The sequence below is a fragment of the Chryseobacterium sp. MEBOG07 genome (assembly GCF_021869745.1).
Taxonomy (GTDB): Bacteria; Bacteroidota; Bacteroidia; order Flavobacteriales; family Weeksellaceae; genus Chryseobacterium; species Chryseobacterium viscerum.
In genome coordinates this window covers 4,653,208-4,674,849 of the sequence record NZ_CP084579.1, presented here as the reverse complement: position 1 = coordinate 4,674,849, position 21,642 = coordinate 4,653,208, and the positions used below count along the sequence as shown (strand labels likewise).

Genomic DNA, 21,642 nt, shown 5'->3' with positions numbered 1-21,642 from the left:
AATCTATTTTGGAAAATGTATTTATTAAACCCGTTCAGTACGTGTTTTTAGACGAATACGTAGAATGCTGGGGGCATATACTGCCATTTTGAAAACCTATAAAGTATACTATTTCAGTATTTTTAATTGTAATGTAATATTTTTTATAAATTAGTTGTTATTTAAGTAAAGAAATCAACAAAAATAATTAACAAAAGAAATAAGCATGAAAACAAGGACTTTATTTATTTTTTCAGCCTTAGCGGCATTAGCCTCATGTAATGACAAGCATGAGAACAGAAACAGAGATAGAGATGGAGACAAGAGTAATTGGGTAGAGAAAGTAGTAAGCAAAGAAAGCGGCCCGATACAGCATAAAGAATTTAACGGGGATTTTGATGAAATTCAGATTTCTCAGGCGATAGAAGCAGAAATTATAAAATCTGAAACAGAAAAAGTGGTGATTTCTGCCCCTCAAAGTATCATCAACGAAATTCTTGTGGACAATGAGGGCGGAAGACTGCATATTCATTATAAACCTGGAGTCAGAGTGATGAATATTAGTAAAGTAACAGCAAAAATTTACACCAAAGATTTTAATAAACTTCTTGCCGATTCAGCAGCGAGAATTATTATAAAAGATAAATTTACTCAGGAGAAAACTGACCTTGAAGTATCAAGTGCAGGAAGTATTTCCGGAGATCTGGAAGCGAATGATATGGATATCAACATAAGCAGCAGCAGCAGTTTCAACGGTAAAATCTGGGCTGTAAACCTTGATATTGAATCTTCATCAGGATCTACTCTTGATATTTCCGGAAAAGCGAAAAAGGTGGACATCAGTGCTTCTTCGGGCAGTAGTGTTTCAGCCAAAGGTGTTATCGCTGAGAATGTAGAAGCAGACGCTTCCAGTGGGGCAAGTGTTCAGATAAGCGCTGTTTCCAGCGTGAAGGCTGGTGCTTCATCTGGTGGAAGTGTGGATATCTCTAAAAAAGGAGAGCTTAAGAATGTGAGCAAAGAAGAAAGCAGTGGTGGAAGTGTAAACATCCAATAAATCAATCCTGGGATTCATCCTCATCTTCTCCATCAGTGGATGAGGAGCCTTCCCAATTTTTATTATCAAAATTAAGATTATCATACGCTAATAAGTCTTCCTCTCGCTGGAGGATTTCTTTTGTAGTAAATAAGGTAATAGCATCATCATTTTCCTTCATTTTTGCCAGCTTCCTGATCGATGCTTTATCAATAGCCATAAATCTTTGTCCAAGACGTCTTGCTGCATATTTTCTCATCCCTGTTTCATGAAGCACGTCAACAGCCATATCAACAGCAGTTCCTAAGGTTTCACGGTAAATATGATTGACTCCGCTGTTAAGATACTCATAGGCATCAATCCTATTTTTAGCCCGTACAAAAATCTTCACTTCAGGATAATGTTCACGAACCAGTTCTGCAATGAATTTATTATCATCCGGATCATCCAGACATAAAACCAAGATCTCAGCATCTTCAATTCCTGCAGCCCTTAAAATAGGAATTCTTGTGGCATCACCATAATATACTTTAAAACCATAGCTTCTGAGCAGTTTTACACGATCAGAGTCGCGGTCCAGGACAGTAGCCGATATTTTATTGGCTTTTAAAAGACGTCCCACAGTACTTCCAAAATGCCCGAAACCTACAATGATGATCTTCTTTTGAATAATATCATTGTCAAGAATATTAAAGTCATTCTCTTCTTCAGGAATTTCTTTGATGAATTTCGGCGTGATAAACTTATCATTGATAATAAGAAGAATGGGAGTGATACACATGGTAATTGCTGTAACAGCCATCATTTGTGCATTCATCTCAGGTCCCAGCAGATAAAGATCTGATGCATAGTTAAGCAGTACGAATGCAAATTCTCCTACCTGAGAAAGAGCAAATGCATAAAAAAGACTCTGAGGAGTTTCTATCCTGAAAAACTTTCCGATGGTATATAAAACCATAAATTTTACTGCCAGCACCGCAAAAACAGTACTGAAAATAAAGAGTGGATCTTTCTGAATAATATTAAAATTGATTGTTGATCCTACACTAACGAAAAAAACAGCTAATAAAAGCCCTTTGAAAGGATCAATTTGTGCTTCCAATTCATGACGGAATTCACTGTTGGCAAGCATTACTCCCGCAAGGAAGGCTCCTAATGCCGGGGAAAGACCTATAACAATCATCAACTCAGAAACACCAATAACCAGAAATAGGGAAGAAGCCGTCAATAACTCTGTCATTCCCGATTTTGAAACATATCGCAAGAAAGGAACAAAGACATATCTACCTAGTAAAATAAGCAGGACTACTCCTAAAATTACTGTTCCGGCCTGAAGCCATTCCGGAAGTTTTTGGATCAGAATCTGAATTTCATTATCGTGATGCTTTGCTTTATAGTTTGCTACAATAGGGAGTATTGCCAAAATAGGGATGACCGAAATATCCTGAAACAATAGTGTAGAGAATGAAGCTTCCCCGGCTGTTGTTTTAAAATTATTCTTTTCCTGTAACGTTTGCAGAACAATTGCTGTAGAAGATAAAGCAAAACACATAGCGACAGTAATTGCCTTATCTACTCTCCAGCCTACACTCGTGAAGACTAAGAAAAGTAACAAAATAGTGAGTGCCATCTGAGATAGTCCCAGACCCATTATTTTCTTTCGCATTTCCCAGAATTTCCGGGGTTCCAGTTCCAAACCTACCAGAAATAAAAGCATAATGACCCCAAACTCACTGGCATGCATAATATCATTTACATTATTTCCTGTAAGCCGAAGTACATAAGGTCCTATGATGATTCCTCCTAAAATATAACCGATCACAGAACTCAACCCTAATTTTCTGGCTAATGGAACCATGATAATGGCTACCCCCAGAAAAATTAATGTGTTCATCGCTAAGCTGGATTCCATAGGCTATTGATTGAGTAGTTCTGTAAATTCCTTTTTATGTAGAATAATTTCTTTTTTAGACAGTTTATTGGCTTCGTATACGATTTTGATGCGTTTGATGTCTGCTTTGAAAACTTTTAGAGAAACAATCAGTCCGCTGATCAGTTCATCGATCGTATATTGATAGGTACCGGTTTTTGTGAAAGATCTTTCTTTTCCGCCGGTGGTGACGAGGATATAAACCTCTTTTCCTTCCAAGGGATTATGCTCACCCTCTTTCAACCAGTCTCTGTCGAAAACTTCATCGATCCATAATCTGAGAAGAGGAGGCATTCCGAACCATATCAAGGGAAACTGAAAAACAAAGCGGTCATAGTTTTTAAGACGTTTTCTTTCTCTGAAAGCGGCAATATGAAAATCAGGATATTCTTCATAAAGATCTCTTAAGGTATAATGCTGGTGGCGAACGTAGAAATTGATGAGCTCTACATTCGAATTGGAGTGCTCCAGATAAGGGTGTGCAAATACTACCAACGTCTTCTTCATAATCCTGTTTTCAGTAAATATAATAAAAAAATATTGAATAAAAGGTAGTTTTTATGAGGTTTTATTAATTTTTTAATACGTAAAAATCAATTTACCATTAAGAAAAGCTAAAAAAAACATACTATTTTATGTTTTTAAATAAAAAATCAGGCCGTGATGACCTGATCTGTTTATATATTTTGAAAGTGATTTACTGATTTACCAGCCTCCGGAAGCACCACCGCCTCCAAAGCTTCCACCGCCGCCGAAACCTCCAAATCCGCCGCCTCCGCCTCCGGAACTTCCGCCGCCAAAGCCACCTCCTCCGAAGCTGCCAGGGAATGGGAAGAAGCCACCAGGATAGTTTCTGCGTCCTTTTCTGGTGATAATGACATCATCGTCGTCGTCATTATTTCCACCACGGCCACCGCCTCTGTTGCCAAAAAGTATGGCAATAATGATGAAAATAACAAAAGCAATGATCAGGACTTTAAAAGCGCTTCCGTTACCGGAAGGAGCTGTCGTTGCAACAGGTTTGAATTTACCTTCAACAGCCTCCATAATGGCTGAGGTTCCGCCATTGATGCCGTCATACCAAAGTCCTTTTTTAAAGTTTGGGGTAACAATATAATCTAAGATCTGTCCTGCTACTGAAGCGGTAAGATATTGTTCTACGGCACGTCCCTGCTGGATAGACATCGTTCTGTCTTCTGTGGCAACAAGGAAAACCACTCCGTTATCCACTCCTTTTTTTCCGATCTTCCATTTCTCACCGAACATGGTTGCCAGAAAGTTGACATCCTCTCCTTTGGTGGAGCGGATGATCACTACTTCAATTTCTGTTGAGGTAGAATCTGCAAATTTGATCAGCTTATTATTAAGAGCATCTTTTTCCTGTTGAGAAAGCAAACCGGCTTCATCAAAGACAGGGTAAAGAACTGCGGGTTTTTCAGGAATGGTGTATTGTGCTGATACAAAAGTGTACAAGCATAGCAATACAAATGAAAATACTATTTTAAGAGAACGTAATTTCATTTGACAGTTGGTTTGGATTTTCTCCTTCTACAGGAAAATGTTTTTTGAGTTCAAGCCCTGTTTCCAGGATGGCACTTTTCAGCGCCTTGTGATAATTTCCTTTGGCAAATTCCGCAGTGATATAGTCGTGCAGGTGATCCCAGTAAGACTGTCGTACCTTTTCATGGATTCCGATATCTCCGATGATTGTCAGATATTTTTTTTCAAAATTGACATGAAAAAGAACAGCATTCCTATCAGCCGTTTTATCCATATCGAGTTTTTTGAAAACGTCAAATGCTGTCTTGGCATCACGATTTTCTGTATTGGAATCAATATGCACCCTGATCTCTCCCGTAGAATGATCTTCCGCAGACTGAATCGCTTCCACAAGGGAAGCGATCTGTTGATTTGTTAGGAAATTACCCATTATTATTTGAATACTTCAGGCGCTTTTTGAGCTCCTGCTTCAGCTTTGAAATAAGGTTTTTCTTTAAAGTTGGTGAAATTCGCCAAAATATTATTCGGGAAAGTCTTGATGGAAGTGTTGTAATCCTTTGCAGCATCATTATAATAAACAGTTTCAGTTCTGATACTGTTTTCAATAGCAGTGTATTCTCTTTGGAAGTTGATATACTGCTGGTCTGCTTTTAAGTTAGGATAAGCCTCTACTACAGCCATCAATCGGCTCAAAGCTCCTGATAATTCTCCCTGAGCAGCCTGGAATTTAGCAAGGTCAGCTTCAGTCATATTACTAGGATCAATGTTGATAGAAGTAGCTTTGGAACGTGCTTCCACAACTTGAGTTAAAGTTTCCTGCTCAAATTTTGAATACGATTTTACCGTTCTTTCCAGGTTAGGAATAAGGTTTGCTCTTTTTTGATATACAGTCTCTACATTCGACCATTTTGCGTTGACACTCTGTTCTTTGTCGACAAAGCTGTTATATCCGCTTTTTCCCCAGAAGAATAGAACAGCAACAATAATAAGGAGGGCAATACCAATAGTTCCGGCACCCAAACATCCTTTATTTTTCATAGTTTATTTTTTTTAAATTTTTTGTGCTAACCAAATATACAAATTATGTGCTAATTTTGTAAAAAATTATTTGAATGACAACAATAGTGGTGGCAATGGGAGAGAAAAATGAAATTGGTTTTGAAAATCAATTACTTTGGCATCTTCCTAAAGATCTAAAACATTTTAAAGATATAACTTCAGGACATCCCATCATTATGGGAAGAAAAACATACGAAAGTATTGGAAAGCCCCTTCCGAACCGTACCAATATTGTTGTGTCAAGAAAGAAGAACTGGTTTGAAGAAGGAATCCTTATCGTAGGAAGTATCAAAGAAGCATTGAAATTTGCTAAAAAAATTGATGAAGAAGTCTTCATTATTGGAGGTGGAAATATTTATGAGCAGACAATGGATTTGGTAGACAGGCTTGAAGTTACTTTAGTGAAAGCAGACCTTAAAGCAGATACATTCTTCCCGAAAATAGATGAGAAAATCTGGAAAAAAACTGCAGAAATCTGCCATGAGAAGGATGAGAAAAATGCTTATGATTTCTGTTTCCAGACCTTTGAAAAAATCAAGAGTGAGTAATTACAGAATTCTCACCTCTAACTTCTAGCTTCTAACCTGTAAATTTTTTATCTTTGCACTTCTAAAATTTAATAATGAATAAATACATAAAAATTGTAATAGCAGCACTTCTTATCCTGGCGGGACTTTATTTGATATTTTTCACAAGAAGTATGGGATGGGGTATTGTTGTTTTTCTTTTGGCTGCATTTCCGATCTTATTATTCTTTAAAAATGAATATATTCTTTTGGCATTTTGGCAATTGAGAAAACAAAATATGGAGAAAGCTGGTGAATGGCTAACCAAAATAACAGATTATAAAGGACAACTTCACAAGACTCAATACGGATATTTCCACTATTTATTAGGATTGACTCAAGCTCAGGATCACCCTGCAAAAGTAGAACCTTTTATGAAAAAAGCATTGGAATATGGTTTGAATATGAAGCATGACAGAGCAATGGCTACTTTAAATCTTGCAGCAGCAGCTATTTCCAAAGGAAGAAAACAGGAAGGGCAGAAGTTACTGGAAGAAGCAAAAAGATTAGACAGCGCAGGAATGATGACCGATCAGATCAAAATGATGAAAGATCAGTTGAAAATGCCAACTATGCAGAAGCACATGCATAATCCTAATATGAGACAGAGAGGACGATTCTAAGGAATCTCCGATATCTATATAAAAGTAAAAGTCCTGAATTTTTCAGGACTTTTTGTTTTTTATTCTTGGAGGTGGTAGGGCTTAGAAAAAATATCTTTTAGATAAAGATTTTCTTAACGAAGCTACATTTCCGAATTATGATCATAACCATAAAATTTAGGCATCTGCCATTGGTATTTTACAGCCAGAGTACGAATCGCTACAATCAGTATAATAGTGAATATTTGTATAAAAGTATAGGAAAGTGTAGTATATCTGGTCATCAATAAAAATGCTGAACCTCCTAATATACATGCTGTAGCATAAATTTCCTTTCTGAAAATCAATGGAATTCTGTTGAGTAATATATCCCGTATAATACCTCCGAAACAACCTGTTATAGTTCCTAATGCAATACAAATCATAGGATGGATTCCTGCATTTAATCCTTTCTGAACTCCGATAATGGTAAATAACCCAAGACCAAAGCTGTCGAAGATAAATAAGGTTACTTTAAAATTCTTTTCAAGAGATTTGAATACCATTGAAAAAATGCTGGTCACCAGGATCAGGGCACACATCAGAAGATCATGCATCCAGAATACCGGGATATCAAGCAATAGATCTCTTACAGTTCCTCCTCCTACGGAAGTTACAAATGCAATAATAAGTACCCCAAACGGATCAAGCCGTTTTTGCATGGCTGCAAAACTTCCCGACATGGAAAAGGCAATGGTCCCCAGGACTTCTATAGCAAAATTGAACTGTTCGTGCATATCTATTATAAATGGTAAATGATAATTGATGAATGATTTTTTGCTTAAGCAAATTCTTGGCCATTATATCAATTATCATTTATCGCTTATCAATTATTGTTTTGTTTATTTCTCCACTCTCACCGAATCCGGAACCATCAGTTCATATTCGCCGCCGTGGGTGATGATCTCCCTTACGATACTGCTGCTGATAAAAGATTTTCCTGAAGAGGTCAGTAAGAATACCGTTTCCAGTTTTTTGTGGGCTAAAGTTCTGTTAGTATGAGCAATCGCTTTTTCAAATTCAAAATCGGCAGGGTTTCTCAATCCTCTGATAATGTATTGAGCATTTTTTTCAAAACAGTAATCTACCGTTAAGCCTTCGAATGAATCTACTTCCACATTGGGGAATTCTGCTACAGAATTTTGGATAAATTCCATTCTTTTTTCAAGAGGAAACATATATTTCTTCTGAGAATTCTGTCCAATGGCGATGATTAATTTATCAAATAGCGGTGCCGCTCTTTCTATAATGTCGTAATGTCCTAGTGTAATAGGGTCAAATGACCCAGGGAAAACAGCAATTTTCATGTTGTACGAGTTATAATTTCTTACTTCAGTTATCTATTTTCTTTTATTTAAAGCTTTTTCAACTTCATTTCCACAAAGATCCATAATGGAAATTCCATAATGTCTTGCTTGTTGTGGAAGAATACTTGCCGGAGAGAACCCTGGATTGGTATTCATTTCAAGCATATAAGGAATTCCGTCCATTAGAATGAATTCACTTCTTGAAAAACCGCTCATTCCTAGTGAATCATACGCTCTTTTAGAAATTTCTTCTACTCTTTTTGTGGTTTCTTCGTCAATTCTTGCTGGGGTAATTTCTTCAGAAGCCCCTTCATATTTTGCTTCGTAATCGAAAAACTCATTGGTAGGAACAATTTCTGTAATTCCCAGAACGATAGTTTCTCCTTTAAAATCGATAACTCCTACAGAAACTTCCATACCGTCCAGGAAACTTTCAATCAGAATTTCATCATCTTCTTTGAATGCAATTTCAGTAGCGGCAATCAGTTCAGATTTTTCTTTCACTTTAGAAATTCCCAGAGAAGATCCGGATTGGTTGGGTTTTACAAATACAGGAAGATTTAATTCTGATATGATCTCATCCACATTGATGTCTTCGCCTTTTCTTAAATAAATACTTTTCGCGGAAGGAATTCCGTACTTTGATAATACGGCAAGCGTATCTTTTTTATTGAAAGTAAGAGCGCTCTGGTAAAAATCACAACCTGTATATTTTTGACCAATCGCATCCCAGTATGCCTGAAGAATCCCGTTCTCACCAGGAGTTCCATGGATAATATTGAAGCAGGCATCAAATTTTAAGGTTTCTCCATTATCTAAAGTTACAGAAAAATCCCCTCTGTTGATCTCGTATTTCTTATCATTTTCTCCTAAAAAATACCATTCATCTTTAAGGACTACTACTTTATATACGTCATAGAGATTTCTGTCTAAAGAATCATAAATCAATTGTCCGCTTTTTAAAGAAACGACATATTCATCAGAATAGCCTCCCATTACTACGGCAACACTTTTTTTGTTCATAACCATATAGTATCAATTAAGGCAAATTTAATCATTTTCTGTAATGCAATATGGGAAATTGACAAATTTTACCATCAAAAATGAATTGTGTTAAATAAAAAGTCCATTCTAAAATTATTAGCTATATTTGCGGTTATAATTAAAGTATTTTTAAGTATGCTTAAATCACTTTTCAATTGGAAAGTTTTACTGAATTTAGTAATAGCCATCGGCATTTTTGTAGGGTTGATATGGCTCACATTTCGCTGGTTGGAATACCATACTAATCACGGTCAGGAAATTCCTGTTCCCAATGTCGTTAATAAATCTATCCATGATGCTGTTAAAATATTGGATGATACAGGATTGGAGTATGAAGTAGACAGTGCGAAGTATGATCCTAAATACAGACCATTCCAGGTTCTTCAGATCTATCCTGCACCGGGTTCCCGTGTAAAGGACGGAAGAACGGTACGTCTTAGAGTGAATCCTAGAACATGGGCTCAGATTGCTGTTCCGGATGTTATCAATAAATATTCAGGGCTGGCATTCCAGAGGTTAGATCAGGTAGGTCTTAAGATTGGAGATACCATTTATGAACCAAGTATCCAGAAAGATGCTCTTTTACGTATTTTATATAAAGGAAATGCTGTAAATCCGGGAGCACGTTTGCCTAGATTCTCTGTAATCGATGTAGTGGTAGGCTCTGGTCCTATGAGAAATATTTCTATTCCTAATGTGGTAGGACTTTCTGTAAAAGAAGCAAGAGCAGTTATTGCAAAAAGTATGTTTGAAGTTGGATTGGTAGAGCATGAAGATGGCAGCAAAGACGAATCTGATATTATTTATTATCAAGATCCTGCTTCAGGAGATGTTCGTGACCAGGGAATGCAGATTGACCTTTGGGCAAGTAAGAAAACTCCGGCAGAGCTAAGAGCGAAAGTAGAGCAGCTGAATTCTATCTATCGTATGAAAGTAGATACATCACTGCCTCCGGTACGATATGAGGAAGTTCATAACGAACCAAGCTATGAAGCTCCCGTAGTACCTGCTCCGGCACCTAAAAAAGAAACTCCAAAACCGGAAGCTCCGAAAACTGAGACTCCTAAGACTCAGACGACAACTTCCAAACCTGTTGTTTCTGCAACTGAAAAGCCTAAAACGGCTGTAGGAAATGGTACTCATACTGCAGGAAGTACAGCCAAACCAGCTGCTTCAGCAACTACACAACAGCCTGCTCAAAAGCCGAAAGCTAAGAAGGTAGTCGTAGAATAAGATCAGATTAATATCAAAAATACAGGCTTCAACTATAAAATGTTGAAGCCTTTTCTGTAAAAAATATAAAAGAATGTCAGAAGATAACGAAGATTTTTTAGATGAAGAATTATTAGATTCCAACAGTATTGAAAACATCGATATTGACGAGGAAAATAAAGGATTGTATGAACATCTTAATCTCACTGTTGACAACAAACAGGAGCCATTAAGAATTGATAAGTTCCTTTTAATACACAGACAGAATTCTTCAAGGAATAAAATTTCACAAACCTGCAGAGCCGGAAACGTTATTGTAAACGGAGCTCCGGTAAAACAGAATTACCGAGTGAAGCCGGGAGATCAGATCTCGGTACTGCTTACCCATCCTCCAAGGGAGAATGTCATTACTCCGCAGGATATCCCAGTGAATATCATCTATGAAGATGATGACCTTGTTGTTGTGGATAAGGAGCCGGGAATGGTTGTACACCCAGGATTTGGAAACTGGGACGGAACACTGGTGAATGCGCTGGCATATCACTTTGAAAAGAATGGTCAAAAGTCTGATCTGGACAGAGTAGGGCTTGTTCACAGAATTGATAAGGATACCTCAGGACTGCTGGTAATTGCCAAGAATGAGTATGCATTAAGCTTTCTGGCGAAACAATTCTTTAACAGAACAACGAAAAGATTGTACTGGGCTTTTGTGTGGGGTAATCTTCAGGATGAGGAAGGTACCATCAAAGGACATATCGGAAGACATCCTAAAAACAGGATGCAAATGTCTGTCTATGAAGATGGCAGCCATGGAAAACACGCAGTAACCCACTATAAGGTTCTTGAAAGGTTCAAATACATGACTTGGGTGGAATGTAAACTTGAGACCGGAAGAACCCATCAGATCAGGGCGCATTTCAGACATGTAGGTCATACTTTGTTTAACGATGAAAGATATGAAGGTCATACCCCTTTGAGAGGAGTCAATCTTCCCAAATACAAGCAATTTATTAAAAATGTTTTTGAAATTTTACCAAGACATGCACTTCATGCCCATACCCTCGGATTTATACACCCAACGACTAAAAAGGAATTGTATTTTGAGAGCCCAATGCCCAAAGATATGACGGATGCTGTAAAAAAATGGAGAAATTATTTGGAAAACTAAAAATATATTGAGAATTTTTTTATATTTGTTGAATTGAAATCAAGATTTGTTATGAGAAAACTATATGCTATCGTATGTTTAGCTCTTTTGTCAAATGCATACAAAGCACAAGAATCACTACCATACTATCAGCAATATCTTCTGGATGGTGAGTTCCTGTTCAACCCAGCTCAATACGGAAAATCAGATTACGTACAGCTCAACGCCAATTATCAACAACAATTTTCAAAATTTAGTAATTCTCCGAATGTTCAGTCTATTGGGATTAATGCGAATATCTTTGATAGAGTAGGTGCTGGTATTTCCGTGTTTAGAGACAGTAACGGGCCTATTTCTGCTGGTGGTATCACGGCCGGTGCTTCATATTTTATTCCGCTGAGCAGCGAGGGAGACAGAAAAGACCAGTTCTCTTTTGGTACAAGTGTTAACTTCTATAACATGAATTTTGATTATTCAAAAATCAATACTGAAGAAGGAGGTGACCCATTATTGAGAGGTGAAGAAAGTAATATCTTTATGGTGTATGCCAACTTTGGTTTGGCCGCTACCTATAGAGGTCTATTCGGGGGTGTTTCCGTAAATGATATTGCATTGAGTAATGATGCTTCTATCGTAAACAACTATGAGCCTTCTCCAATTAAATTCTTCTTAAACTTAGGATATAACTGGAACATTGCTGATAACATTACACTAGCGCCATCAGCATTGATCAACCTTAATACAAACTCAACGAGAATGATCGACTGGAACCTTATGGCGACGTTCTCTAACGAGATCAACGCATTCTCTTTCGGGGTAAGCTACAGAACGGTTCAGAACAGATTTGATAATCAGAACCTGAGTATTTCTCCAATTGTAAAAGTAAGATTCAACAAATTCATGATCGGAGCTACTTATAACCTTGGGTTATCTGATATCCAGAGCTATGGAGGAAACAGCTTCATGATTGGTCTGGGTTATAACTTTGACAACTTTATTAATGTTAGAGGATTTAGATACTAATCAATTTAATTTAAATAAATTTGAGCTCTGAAAAATTTCAGAGCTTTTTTTATGATATATATTCACATTCCGTTCTGTAAACAAAAATGCAGCTATTGTAATTTTCATTTTTCAACATCCCTGAATTTCAAGGATGAAATGCTTCGTGCGATGAAAACTGAAATATTGCTGAGAAAAGATGAGTTACAGAACAGAAACCTGAAATCCCTATATTTTGGAGGGGGAACTCCATCTATTCTTTCAGTGGATGAGATCAGTTCTTTAATAGATGAAGTCTTAAGACATTTCAGTTTTGAGAAAGATATAGAAATCACATTGGAAGCCAATCCCGATGATTTGGATAAAAGTTTTTTAAGGCAATTAGCCGGAACTCCTGTAAACAGACTGTCTATTGGTACTCAAAGTTTTTTTGAAGAAGATTTAAAATTAATGAATAGGGCTCACAATGCTTCAGAGGCGGAGAGTTCTATCAAACGAGCTCAGGATTTTGGATTTGAAAATCTGAGCATTGATCTGATTTACGGTTCTCCTACTTCCAACCTTGAGATCTGGAAAGAAAACTTACATAAAACAATAGCGCTGGAAGTTCCGCATATTTCTTCATATGCTTTGACAGTAGAACCCAAAACAGCTTTGGAAAACTGGATTTCAAAAGGAAAAGTAAAAAGTCCCAAAGAAGAAGAGCAAAACAGAGAATTTTATTACTTATCAGACTTTTTAAAAGATAACGGTTTTGAACATTATGAAGTGTCCAATTTTGCAAAACCCGGATTTTATTCCCGTCACAATTCTTCTTATTGGAAATATCAGGAATATTTGGGGATAGGACCTTCGGCACACTCTTATAACGGATTTGATGTCAGAAGCTGGAATGTAGCCAATAACCAGCAATATATCAAAAAGCTTAATGATAAACTACTGGCCAAAGAAGAAGAATTTCTTTCCCAGGAAGATCAGTTCAATGAAATGATTATGATTGGTCTGCGCACCATCTGGGGAGTTGATCTTATCAGTTTAAAAAACAAGTTTTCAGAGAGGATGCTGGAGCACTTTCAGAGAGAAATCAAACCGAAAATAGAAGAAGGTATTTTAATCATTGAAAATGACCATTTAAAAATTCCTGAAAAGCATTGGTTTATGGCTGACGGAATTGCTTCTGATTTGTTTATTGTATAATGCTTGCAGGTGTACAATATGCCATAAAATTCACTATTTTTGTATAAAATTTCGGGTCATTTGAAAACTAAAAAACAAGATTATTCACATCTTTCACCAAGCCAGCCTATCGGTATTTTCGATAGCGGGGTGGGAGGTCTTACCGTTGCCAAAGAAATCAAAAGGCTTCTTCCTAACGAAGATCTGATCTATTTTGGAGATACAAAACACCTTCCTTACGGAGAAAAATCCAAGGAAGCTATTATTGAATATTCTACAAAAATCACCAATTTTCTGCTGGCGCAGAACTGTAAAGCTATTGTAATTGCCTGTAATACGGCGACTGCTAATGCTTTGAATGAAGTGATGCAGTCCGTTGCAGGAAAAGTTCCTGTGATAGACGTTATCAATCCTGTTGCTGAAAAGGTATCTTACGAAATCCACAATAATGTAGGGGTTATTGCGACCAAAGCTACGGTGAATTCCGGACTGTATAAAAAGAGTATCCGAAAGCATAATAAATGGATCAAAGTGGATGAACTGGCAACACCATTGCTTGTTCCTGCTATTGAAGAAGGATTTAAGAACCATCCGATTACCCATGCTATTATTTATAACTATTTAAGCAATAGCAAATTAAAAAATATTGAAACGCTCATTCTGGGCTGTACCCATTATCCTCTTTTGATCGATGAGATCAAACAGTATTACGGAAATAGAGTCCGTGTGATTGATTCCCCGAATATTGTTGCCAATCATCTGAATATTATCCTGGATAAATACCATCTTTTAAATGATAATAATCCCAAGCCGAATTATCATTTCTACCTTTCAGATCTTACCAAGAATTTTGAAAAGATCTCCAAGAAGTTCTTCGGAAAAACAATCGATTTAGAATTAAAAGTATTATAAATAAAAAAGCTGTTTCATCTGAAACAGCTTTTTTGTGTTTTTAACTATAGTTTCTTGCAGATTAATAATTATGCTTCCAAAATTACCTTTTCAGCTTTCAACCTGGTCTTTGGATTGAACTTCGGCTGATTGGAATCTGCTTCATCTCTTTCACCAATAGTTACAGCAAAAAGAGTTTCATATTTTTCATTATTCAGAATAGTGTCATATTCTTCAGGTTGAATTCCTTCCATCGGAGTAGAATCTATTTCCATATCAGCACAGGCAGAGAGTAAGACTCCCAACGATAAGTATACCTGATGTTTTAGCCAGGATTTTATTTCGGTTTCTCCTTTTGGCTTTACAAAATTTTTGTAATAGGCCACAGATCCTTCAGGAAGTACTCCTTCAATCTGTTTTTCAAAATCTTCCGGATTTTTAAGAGCCTGGAAAACAATTAAATGACTGCTGTCCAGAATTTTTTCTTTATTAAAATAAGATTTGTCTGCGAGCTGCTTCTTTAGTTCCGGATCATTCACAAAAATAAAATTCCATGGCTGGCTGTTAATAGATGAAGGACTGAGGTTTAAAATCTCTTTTAAAGCTGCAATTTGTTCCTCGCTGACTTTTCCCTGTGGGTTATACTTTTTTACAGTATACCTGTTTTTCATTTTGTTTAAAAAATTCATAATTTTATACTATCATTTTTATAGTTACAAAAGTAATTTAAGTTTACTAACTTTGCAATAACGGTAAAAAATGATAGTATAAATGTATACAGTAGATAATAAATCCTACCCTTGCTGTACCAGCGTCACCATGAGGTTCATAGGTGGTAAGTGGAAAGCGGTAATTTTACACCATTTAATTGATGGTGCAAAAAGATACAATGAAATAAGAAAGTCTATTCCTACCATTACGGAAAGAACGTTAAGTCTGCAGCTTAAGCAGTTAGAAGATGATAGTGTGATAAGCAGAACTGTTTATACAGAAAAACCTCCTTTGGTTGTTGAATATGAATTGACAGATTTTGGAAAAACACTACTTCCTGTTTTGGAAGCGATTACGAAATGGGGGATAGAAGCTCCCGTTATCTCAAAAAAAATAATCAGGGATTAAAGTTCCTGATTATTTTCTTTATTAGGTTCAAAAAAACTAAAACTCACGTTTCCGTATTTTCGGGTATCTACTAAATTGGGATGTTCCATTTTCATACGGCTTTGATGTTCTACAATAAGAACTCCGTTTTCTTTTAAATATTTATTGTTTAAAACAAGAGAAATCAGCTCATAGTACTTTTTCTCTTCCATTTCAAAAGGAGCATCGGAGAAGACAATCTCAAATGATTTTTTATTTCTGAATTTTTTAAGCCAGTCAAATACATCATCTCTTTGTACGTTGATCTGAAGTGACATACCAAGCTCAGAAGCGGTAGAATTGATAAAAGAGGTGTGTTTCGGATTCATTTCTACGGAAGTTACACTCTGGCAGCCTCTGGAACCGAATTCGAAGGTGATAGAGCCAATTCCTGCAAAAAGATCAAGGACAGCAATAGACTGCATGTCATATTTATTTTCCAGGATACTGAATAAAGCTTCTTTAGCAAAATCAGTTGTAGGCCTAACGTCAAAGTTTTTAGGAGCTGCAATTTTTTTAGCTTTCCATTTTCCTGATATTATTCTGAACATATTGTTGTTTAGGTTTTAGGTAATAGATCATAGGTGGCAGGTGATTGTATTCTAATCATTGTTACCTGCTGTCTGCAACCTAATTAAGTATAAAATTCTTGTTTGGAATATTGTCAAAAACGATTTTCAGGTTCTTAACAAATTTCTGAAGTTCGGAAATGAATGTTTCATTTTCCGTAGTTTCTCCATAAGCATAAAAGCTGGTTTCATTGATCCCGAAGCCTATTTTGCTTAATGTAAACATGATGAAGTAAAGAAAATCTACTTCTGAGTTTACATCCAGATTATTATAAAGAATGATCTTTTTATTGTCAATGGCAAAAAACTCACATTGGTTATGATAAAGGTTAATGTGGATTTCCTTATTGGTTTTATTATTGATCGAACTTAGGAACTTTTCTCCGGAGAAATTGAAATGGACAGGTATTGCCAACTCCTTTATTTTCTTATAATAGTTTTTCGGGAAAGTATAATAAAACTGAATGTTGAATTTTTTGTTGATAGAAAGCATCAGTTCTTCTTTCTCTCTGTCTGTAGGAGCATTGAAGGCAATCAGATCAAATCCTGCATCATGCTCGGAAAAACCTTCCGGCATCAACGTAAAATGATTAAATGCCGAAATAATATGGATTTCGTCATAGCGCTGCTTAATAAGAACTTCGTCCAGCTTTTGCTCAATAAGATTGGCTGGTGTCTCTTCAGTAACGAAATAAGACTTTTCCTCCAGAATGTTTTTGTTTTTAACAATCTGGTAGATCAATCCGTCTTTGGTAAAAAGTAAATTAAGTACGTTCATATTTCAATTCCTGCAAATTTAGTGAAATTCTACCATTACCGCACCCGATTGATGGTGAAGTATTTCCTTATTATAAAAATCAATATTGACCTGGCTTTCCAATACATCGCGAACCATCCTCTGCAAAGTCCCGTCACCTATGCCGTGAACAATTTCCAGTCTCTTCAGGTTATTTTTCCTGCAAAACTGAATTACTTCAATCAGTTTTTCCTTTTGAATAAACAATCTTTCAAAGCTGTCATAGTCATTTGGATTCTTTACCAAATTATGAAAATGCAGGTCTAAAACCAAATGATTTTTCTGATGTTTTTTAGAAATAACTTTTTTGGGCTCAGGTTTTTTCACCACTCTGATATTTTCATAAAGATCAGCATCTTTCGGTACTAATTTTTCTTTTGCATACTGGTGGGTGAAGCCATATTCGTCTTTAAAAACTACAATATTTCCCCTCACGGAAGTTACAACTCCGCTTAGATTTTCATCTACCACCGAAACCTTATCGCCAATCTTCATAATTTTTTATGACTTGTCTGAATCTATTATTGTGCAAAGGTAAAAAGTAAAATGTATTGAAAACAAACTCCTTTATCCTCAAACCCTCGTACGCTCTCACTCATCACACTCTCGGTCCAAGTTCTATAATTTCAAGATCTTTGATCTCTTCACCGTCCACCACAAAGCGCATCATTGTTCTTACCTTATGCCAGCCCTGTTTTCCACAAGCTCCGGGGTTAAGGTGCAGCAGACTGTTCTTCTGATCATACATGGCTTTCAAAATGTGTGAATGCCCTGAAATAAATAATTTCGGAGCTTTCTCGGCTATTTCTTTCTTGGTGAGTGGAGTATATTTTCCGGGATAACCTCCGATATGAATCATCAGCACTTCCAGTTTTTCACAAAAGAAACGGTTCACTTCCGGAAATTCAGCCTGAATTTGAGCGTTATCGATGTTTCCATAAACTCCCCTCAGAGGTTTTATCTTTTCCAGCTGTTCAATCACCTCTAGGCTTCCGAAATCTCCACCATGCCAGACTTCGTCAGCCTGAGAAGCATATTCTAAGATCCGGTCATCAATATAAGAATGGGAATCGGAAAGGAGAAGGATTTTTGTCATTATCTAAGGGTTCTTTCAGTAATATTTTCGTGATACTTATCTTTGAATACCGCTACACGATCAGGATTAATTTCTCCGTCATGATTGATCACTCTTTCTTTCAATAACCATTTTATCAGCTTTTCCATTCCTTTTTTGGAATTCATAAAATTGGAGATTTTTGCTATATCAGTAGATTCTACTTTTGTTTTTTCAGTGAGAAAGTTCAGAATAAAATAATCATCACTTACATACCTTGGTGTTTCGTTGTCCATATATCGGTAAAGAAGAACTTCCTCGTCATCTTTCATGGAGAAAAATGAATATTGGGCTACATTGATCTTTTCAGCTTTCAGGATCTGTTTTCCATCGAGCAAGACTTTATCATCTTTGATGGTGACGTCCTGAGAAAAATATAAATTACAGCTTATCATCAGTAAGAAGAAAGCCAATAATCTGTTTACTGCCATTTTTACTATTTTTTTAAGACTGCAAATATAAACAAGCTTTCATAAACTGAGTCGGGATCTTAATCAGTAATATTTTTTGTTTTCCTGATAGAGTCCAGTTTCTTTTCTATAGCTTCACTAAAAACCTTTTTTAATTTCAGTTGATTTTCTGTAAGCTTTGAAATCACAAAAGTACCGGTCATATTGGTATTGGAAGGAAATACTAAAGTCACAGTAGAATCTGAAGCTTTTCTCCAGCTCCCGATGTAACGGTCTGGCTTTTCACTTTTTTTGCTAACAGGTTCTTCCAAAGTATCATATCTTAAGGTAGATTTAATCAGATTTCCTGTGATTTTTCCATTTTTCTGAAACCTGATCCCTTCTCTTCTTGCTTCAAAACCATCCTGTTTTTCATACGTATAGATATAAGTGTCCATTTTACTGAGATTCCAGGTTTGTAGAAGCAAAGGATTGGAAGTTCTGTCCTGGGCTTTGATACCACTGACTGCGAAAAGAGAGAAAATACAGATACAAATAGGCTTTTTCATGAATACAACTGGTTTATCGGTAAAATAAGTAAAGTTTTAGCACTGCTAAAATGAGCATCGCTTAATATTTAGTAAATTTGAGAAAATTAAAATAAACAATGAAACAGAAATTTTCTTTTTTCATTTTTCTCTTGACCGTAGGATTGGCCAATGCGCAGGTTGAAGAAAAAAAGCTGGATGAACTGATCCAAAATACCCTGAAAACTTTTGATGTACCAGGAATGTCCGTAGGAATTGTAAAAGATGGTAAAATGATCTATTCCAAAGGTTTTGGAGTACGTTCTCTTACCTCCAAACAGCCTATGGATGACAATACACTGGTGGGGATTGCTTCCAATTCTAAAGGTTTTACATGTACGGCATTAGCAATCTTAGCAGATGAAGGAAAACTGAACTGGGATGATAAGGTTTCAAAATATATTCCTGAGTTTCAAATGTACGATCCGTATGTTTCCCAAAATGTAACGATAAAAGATCTTATCACGCACAGAGCCGGATTGGGTCTTGGGCAGGGAGATCTTATGTTTTTTCCGGAAGGAGGAAACTTAACGGTTAATGATATTGTTCGTAATGTACGATACCTAAAACCGGAAAACCCGTTCAGAACAAAATTAGATTATAACAATGTTATGTTTATTGTTGCCGGAGAAGTGATTCACAGAGTTTCAGGATTAAGCTGGGCAGAATTTATTGAGCAGAGAATTATGAAACCAGTAGGAATGACTTCAAGTTTTGGAAGCTACAACAGAGCAAAAGCAACAGCCAACAAAATTGATGCACATGCTCCTGTAGATGGAAAAGCAATTGCTGTTCCCCACGACTGGAACGAAACAGCCAATGCTGCGGGTGGAATTATGAGTAACATTAAAGATATGACGACTTGGGCAGAATGTCTTTTAAATAATTTTACTACAAAAGATGGTAAAAAACTGGTTTCAGATAAGAATGTTCAACAGCTTTGGAGTTTACAGATTCCGGATAGGGTAGCGGCGAAAAATCCATATGATACAAGTTTTTATGGATATGGTTTAGGATGGTTCCTAAGCGATGTTAAAGGACACAAGCAGATACAGCATACAGGAGGATTGATCGGAACGGTTACACAGTTTACTTTAATTCCGGATATGAAACTGGGAATTGTTGTATTGACGAACCAACAGTCTGGAGCGGCTTTCAATACCATTACCAATACTGTGAAAGATTCTTACCTTGGAGTAGCAGACAGAAACTGGCTGAAAACATATGGTGACAGAATGTCTAAAATGGAGACTGAGTTCGACAAACAGAAGAAAGATGCTTTTGCAAAATCTGAAGCATTTAAAAAAGAAAAATCTCTTCAGCCAAAAGCAGAACAATTTACAGGAACATACAATGATGTTTGGTTTGGGGATGTTGAAATTGCACAACAGGGAAATACGTATAGAATTTCATGTAAAAATTCTCTAAGATTAAAAGGAGAACTGCTTCCATATTCCAACAATTCTTTCATTATCAAATGGGACGACAGAAGCTATGATGCAGATGCCTACATTATTTTCAGCTATGATGAAAACGGAAAAGCAGAATCTGCAAAACTGAAAGCGATTTCTGATGTGACAGATTTCAGTTTTGATTTTGATGATCTGGATTTGAAGAGAAAATAAAAGATAAAATTGTAAAAAAATATTCAAAAGAGCGGGCTTTGGTCCGTTCTTTTTTGTTAACCACGAATGCCACTAATTTATTCACAGATAACACTAATTTTAATAATAATTGAAACTGATATAATTCAATGGGAACGGGCTTTCGCCTGTTTTTTCATGTTTACAGGGATAATGGCTTTAGGCGAAATTTAACCACCCCGTCAAAAAATTTATTTTTTGCCACCCCTCCAGAGGAGGGGAATGTGAAGTATGTAAAAGAAATGATGGTTTACTGTAAAAGATTAAGATCCTGATTTACTAAAGTAATCTATGTATTAATTTTTAAAGAATTTTTTGACTCATAACAAGTTTTCTTCTGTTTCTGACATGAGAAAAGAAGGATAATAATTGAGACATAAAAAATAAGGAAGTAAAGTTATATTTTCCCAGGCTCATAAAAGAACAGCAGTTTCTTTTTGGCGCCATCAAACTCGGACCAAGATTCACAGTCTACTTCAAAACCGGCCACTCCACAAGTGGGAAAATGGAAAATATCTTCAGAGATGGAATTGGCAAAATTGGAAATTCCATTGTTGTGAGAGAAGAAAGCAACCGAATTCAGGTTGTCATCCAGGTCATAAATTACAGATTCAAAGCTTCTTTCCGAAGGATTATACAATTTCTCATCAGTAGAACAGTTCAACTGATAGGCTTGATTAAAAATTTTACAGGTATTCAGTGCACGTACCGCGGGGCTGGACACAAAATGATCAATGGAAATACTATTGCTTTTCAGGAATCTGGACATGTGCATAGCATCCTCCAAACCTTTGTCTGCTAAAGGTCTGTCAAAGTCCTCTGTTTCCTCCGGCCAGTCGCTTTTTGCATGTCTTACGAGGATGAGTTTCTTCATATAATTGTTTTTTGGAAGATTAAAATTATAAAAAAATAATGGAATA

Annotated in this window: 26 protein-coding genes; 10 read left to right on the top strand and 16 right to left on the bottom strand. The window is 36.3% G+C overall.

Annotated elements, in window-relative coordinates:
* Positions 1–205 precede the first annotated feature (205 nt).
* Positions 206–1,033, top strand: coding sequence for a GIN domain-containing protein (locus tag LF886_RS21545; RefSeq protein ID WP_236851619.1), 828 nt, complete (start codon positions 206–208; stop codon positions 1,031–1,033).
* A gap of 1 nt (position 1,034) precedes the next feature.
* Here LF886_RS21545 and LF886_RS21540 read toward each other — a convergent pair whose 3' ends face one another.
* The 5 genes from LF886_RS21540 to LF886_RS21520 all read right to left on the bottom strand — a co-directional run bounded on the left by LF886_RS21540 (position 1,035) and on the right by LF886_RS21520 (position 5,480).
* Positions 1,035–2,924: a monovalent cation:proton antiporter-2 (CPA2) family protein gene (locus LF886_RS21540; protein WP_236851617.1), complete on the bottom strand. Its 1,890-nt coding sequence runs from the start codon at positions 2,922–2,924 to the stop codon at positions 1,035–1,037.
* 3 nt (positions 2,925–2,927) lie between these two features.
* Positions 2,928–3,449 carry an NAD(P)H-dependent oxidoreductase gene (locus tag LF886_RS21535; protein ID WP_103232997.1) on the bottom strand — a complete coding sequence of 174 codons (522 nt, stop codon included), beginning with the start codon at positions 3,447–3,449 and terminating at the stop codon, positions 2,928–2,930.
* A 198-nt stretch (positions 3,450–3,647) separates the two neighbouring features.
* Positions 3,648–4,463 carry a TPM domain-containing protein gene (locus tag LF886_RS21530; RefSeq protein ID WP_236851616.1) on the bottom strand — a complete coding sequence of 272 codons (816 nt, stop codon included), beginning with the start codon at positions 4,461–4,463 and terminating at the stop codon, positions 3,648–3,650.
* Positions 4,444–4,872, bottom strand: coding sequence for a TPM domain-containing protein (locus LF886_RS21525; RefSeq protein WP_185147131.1), 429 nt, complete (start codon positions 4,870–4,872; stop codon positions 4,444–4,446). Before LF886_RS21525 ends, LF886_RS21530 begins: the two co-directional genes overlap by 20 nt.
* Before the next feature lie 2 nt (positions 4,873–4,874).
* The gene (locus tag LF886_RS21520) at positions 4,875–5,480 is read right to left on the bottom strand and encodes a LemA family protein (RefSeq protein WP_103233000.1); all 606 of its coding nucleotides are present in this window, start codon (positions 5,478–5,480) and stop codon (positions 4,875–4,877) included.
* Between the two features lie 74 nt (positions 5,481–5,554).
* Between LF886_RS21520 and LF886_RS21515 the strand changes: the two genes are divergently transcribed.
* Positions 5,555–6,049: a dihydrofolate reductase gene (locus LF886_RS21515; protein WP_236851614.1), complete on the top strand. Its 495-nt coding sequence runs from the start codon at positions 5,555–5,557 to the stop codon at positions 6,047–6,049.
* A gap of 74 nt (positions 6,050–6,123) precedes the next feature.
* On the top strand, positions 6,124–6,690 hold the full coding sequence (locus LF886_RS21510; protein WP_236851612.1) for a DUF2892 domain-containing protein: 567 nt from the start codon (positions 6,124–6,126) through the stop codon (positions 6,688–6,690).
* A 122-nt stretch (positions 6,691–6,812) separates the two neighbouring features.
* Here LF886_RS21510 and LF886_RS21505 read toward each other — a convergent pair whose 3' ends face one another.
* From LF886_RS21505 to LF886_RS21495, 3 genes are all read right to left on the bottom strand, one after another.
* A complete protein-coding gene (locus LF886_RS21505; protein ID WP_236851611.1) occupies positions 6,813–7,445 on the bottom strand; it encodes a trimeric intracellular cation channel family protein in 633 nt (210 codons plus the stop codon).
* 105 nt (positions 7,446–7,550) lie between these two features.
* Positions 7,551–8,015 (bottom strand): pantetheine-phosphate adenylyltransferase, encoded by a 465-nt coding sequence (gene coaD / locus LF886_RS21500; protein ID WP_076356137.1) that lies wholly within the window; start codon positions 8,013–8,015, stop codon positions 7,551–7,553.
* Positions 8,016–8,048: 33 nt separating this feature from the next.
* Positions 8,049–9,038, bottom strand: a complete 990-nt coding sequence (locus tag LF886_RS21495; protein WP_236851609.1) for a D-alanine--D-alanine ligase — start codon at positions 9,036–9,038, stop codon at positions 8,049–8,051.
* Between the two features lie 156 nt (positions 9,039–9,194).
* On the opposite strand from LF886_RS21495, the gene LF886_RS21490 reads away from it, so the two are divergent.
* The 5 genes from LF886_RS21490 to murI all read left to right on the top strand — a co-directional run bounded on the left by LF886_RS21490 (position 9,195) and on the right by murI (position 14,508).
* Positions 9,195–10,292 (top strand): PASTA domain-containing protein, encoded by a 1,098-nt coding sequence (locus tag LF886_RS21490; RefSeq protein WP_236851608.1) that lies wholly within the window; start codon positions 9,195–9,197, stop codon positions 10,290–10,292.
* Positions 10,293–10,365: 73 nt separating this feature from the next.
* A complete protein-coding gene (locus LF886_RS21485; protein ID WP_236851606.1) occupies positions 10,366–11,439 on the top strand; it encodes an RluA family pseudouridine synthase in 1,074 nt (357 codons plus the stop codon).
* Positions 11,440–11,490: 51 nt separating this feature from the next.
* Positions 11,491–12,441 (top strand): PorP/SprF family type IX secretion system membrane protein, encoded by a 951-nt coding sequence (locus tag LF886_RS21480; protein WP_236851604.1) that lies wholly within the window; start codon positions 11,491–11,493, stop codon positions 12,439–12,441.
* Positions 12,442–12,492: 51 nt separating this feature from the next.
* Entirely contained in the window at positions 12,493–13,617 is a 1,125-nt protein-coding gene (hemW, locus tag LF886_RS21475; protein WP_236851598.1) for a radical SAM family heme chaperone HemW, read from the top strand.
* A gap of 60 nt (positions 13,618–13,677) precedes the next feature.
* Positions 13,678–14,508, top strand: coding sequence for a glutamate racemase (gene murI / locus LF886_RS21470; RefSeq protein ID WP_103234324.1), 831 nt, complete (start codon positions 13,678–13,680; stop codon positions 14,506–14,508).
* Between the two features lie 68 nt (positions 14,509–14,576).
* On the opposite strand, the gene LF886_RS21465 is transcribed toward murI, so the two are convergent.
* On the bottom strand, positions 14,577–15,176 hold the full coding sequence (locus LF886_RS21465; protein WP_236851592.1) for an NAD(P)H-dependent oxidoreductase: 600 nt from the start codon (positions 15,174–15,176) through the stop codon (positions 14,577–14,579).
* An 82-nt stretch (positions 15,177–15,258) separates the two neighbouring features.
* Between LF886_RS21465 and LF886_RS21460 the strand changes: the two genes are divergently transcribed.
* On the top strand, positions 15,259–15,606 hold the full coding sequence (locus tag LF886_RS21460; RefSeq protein WP_236851590.1) for a winged helix-turn-helix transcriptional regulator: 348 nt from the start codon (positions 15,259–15,261) through the stop codon (positions 15,604–15,606).
* Here the strand turns inward: LF886_RS21460 and rsmD are convergent.
* The 6 genes from rsmD to LF886_RS21430 all read right to left on the bottom strand — a co-directional run bounded on the left by rsmD (position 15,603) and on the right by LF886_RS21430 (position 19,061).
* On the bottom strand, positions 15,603–16,175 hold the full coding sequence (gene rsmD / locus LF886_RS21455; protein ID WP_103234326.1) for a 16S rRNA (guanine(966)-N(2))-methyltransferase RsmD: 573 nt from the start codon (positions 16,173–16,175) through the stop codon (positions 15,603–15,605). The two genes, LF886_RS21460 and rsmD, sit on opposite strands and share 4 nt — an antisense overlap.
* A gap of 79 nt (positions 16,176–16,254) precedes the next feature.
* On the bottom strand, positions 16,255–16,971 hold the full coding sequence (locus LF886_RS21450) for a DUF3822 family protein (protein ID WP_236851588.1): 717 nt from the start codon (positions 16,969–16,971) through the stop codon (positions 16,255–16,257).
* A gap of 18 nt (positions 16,972–16,989) precedes the next feature.
* The gene (locus LF886_RS21445; RefSeq protein WP_236851587.1) at positions 16,990–17,484 is read right to left on the bottom strand and encodes a Smr/MutS family protein; all 495 of its coding nucleotides are present in this window, start codon (positions 17,482–17,484) and stop codon (positions 16,990–16,992) included.
* Positions 17,485–17,587: 103 nt separating this feature from the next.
* The gene (locus LF886_RS21440; protein WP_236851585.1) at positions 17,588–18,085 is read right to left on the bottom strand and encodes a metallophosphoesterase family protein; all 498 of its coding nucleotides are present in this window, start codon (positions 18,083–18,085) and stop codon (positions 17,588–17,590) included.
* Complete coding sequence (locus LF886_RS21435) at positions 18,085–18,534, bottom strand: hypothetical protein (RefSeq protein WP_236851583.1); 450 nt, start codon at positions 18,532–18,534, stop codon at positions 18,085–18,087. The genes LF886_RS21440 and LF886_RS21435 overlap by 1 nt, the downstream gene beginning before the upstream one ends.
* A 59-nt stretch (positions 18,535–18,593) precedes the next feature.
* Positions 18,594–19,061, bottom strand: coding sequence for a hypothetical protein (locus LF886_RS21430; RefSeq protein WP_236851581.1), 468 nt, complete (start codon positions 19,059–19,061; stop codon positions 18,594–18,596).
* Positions 19,062–19,159: 98 nt separating this feature from the next.
* Here LF886_RS21430 and LF886_RS21425 point away from each other — a divergent pair, with 98 nt between their 5' ends.
* Positions 19,160–20,704: a serine hydrolase gene (locus LF886_RS21425; RefSeq protein WP_236851580.1), complete on the top strand. Its 1,545-nt coding sequence runs from the start codon at positions 19,160–19,162 to the stop codon at positions 20,702–20,704.
* A gap of 415 nt (positions 20,705–21,119) precedes the next feature.
* Here LF886_RS21425 and LF886_RS21420 read toward each other — a convergent pair whose 3' ends face one another.
* Positions 21,120–21,596 (bottom strand): SixA phosphatase family protein, encoded by a 477-nt coding sequence (locus tag LF886_RS21420; RefSeq protein WP_124530888.1) that lies wholly within the window; start codon positions 21,594–21,596, stop codon positions 21,120–21,122.
* Between the last annotated feature and the right edge of the window lie 46 nt (positions 21,597–21,642).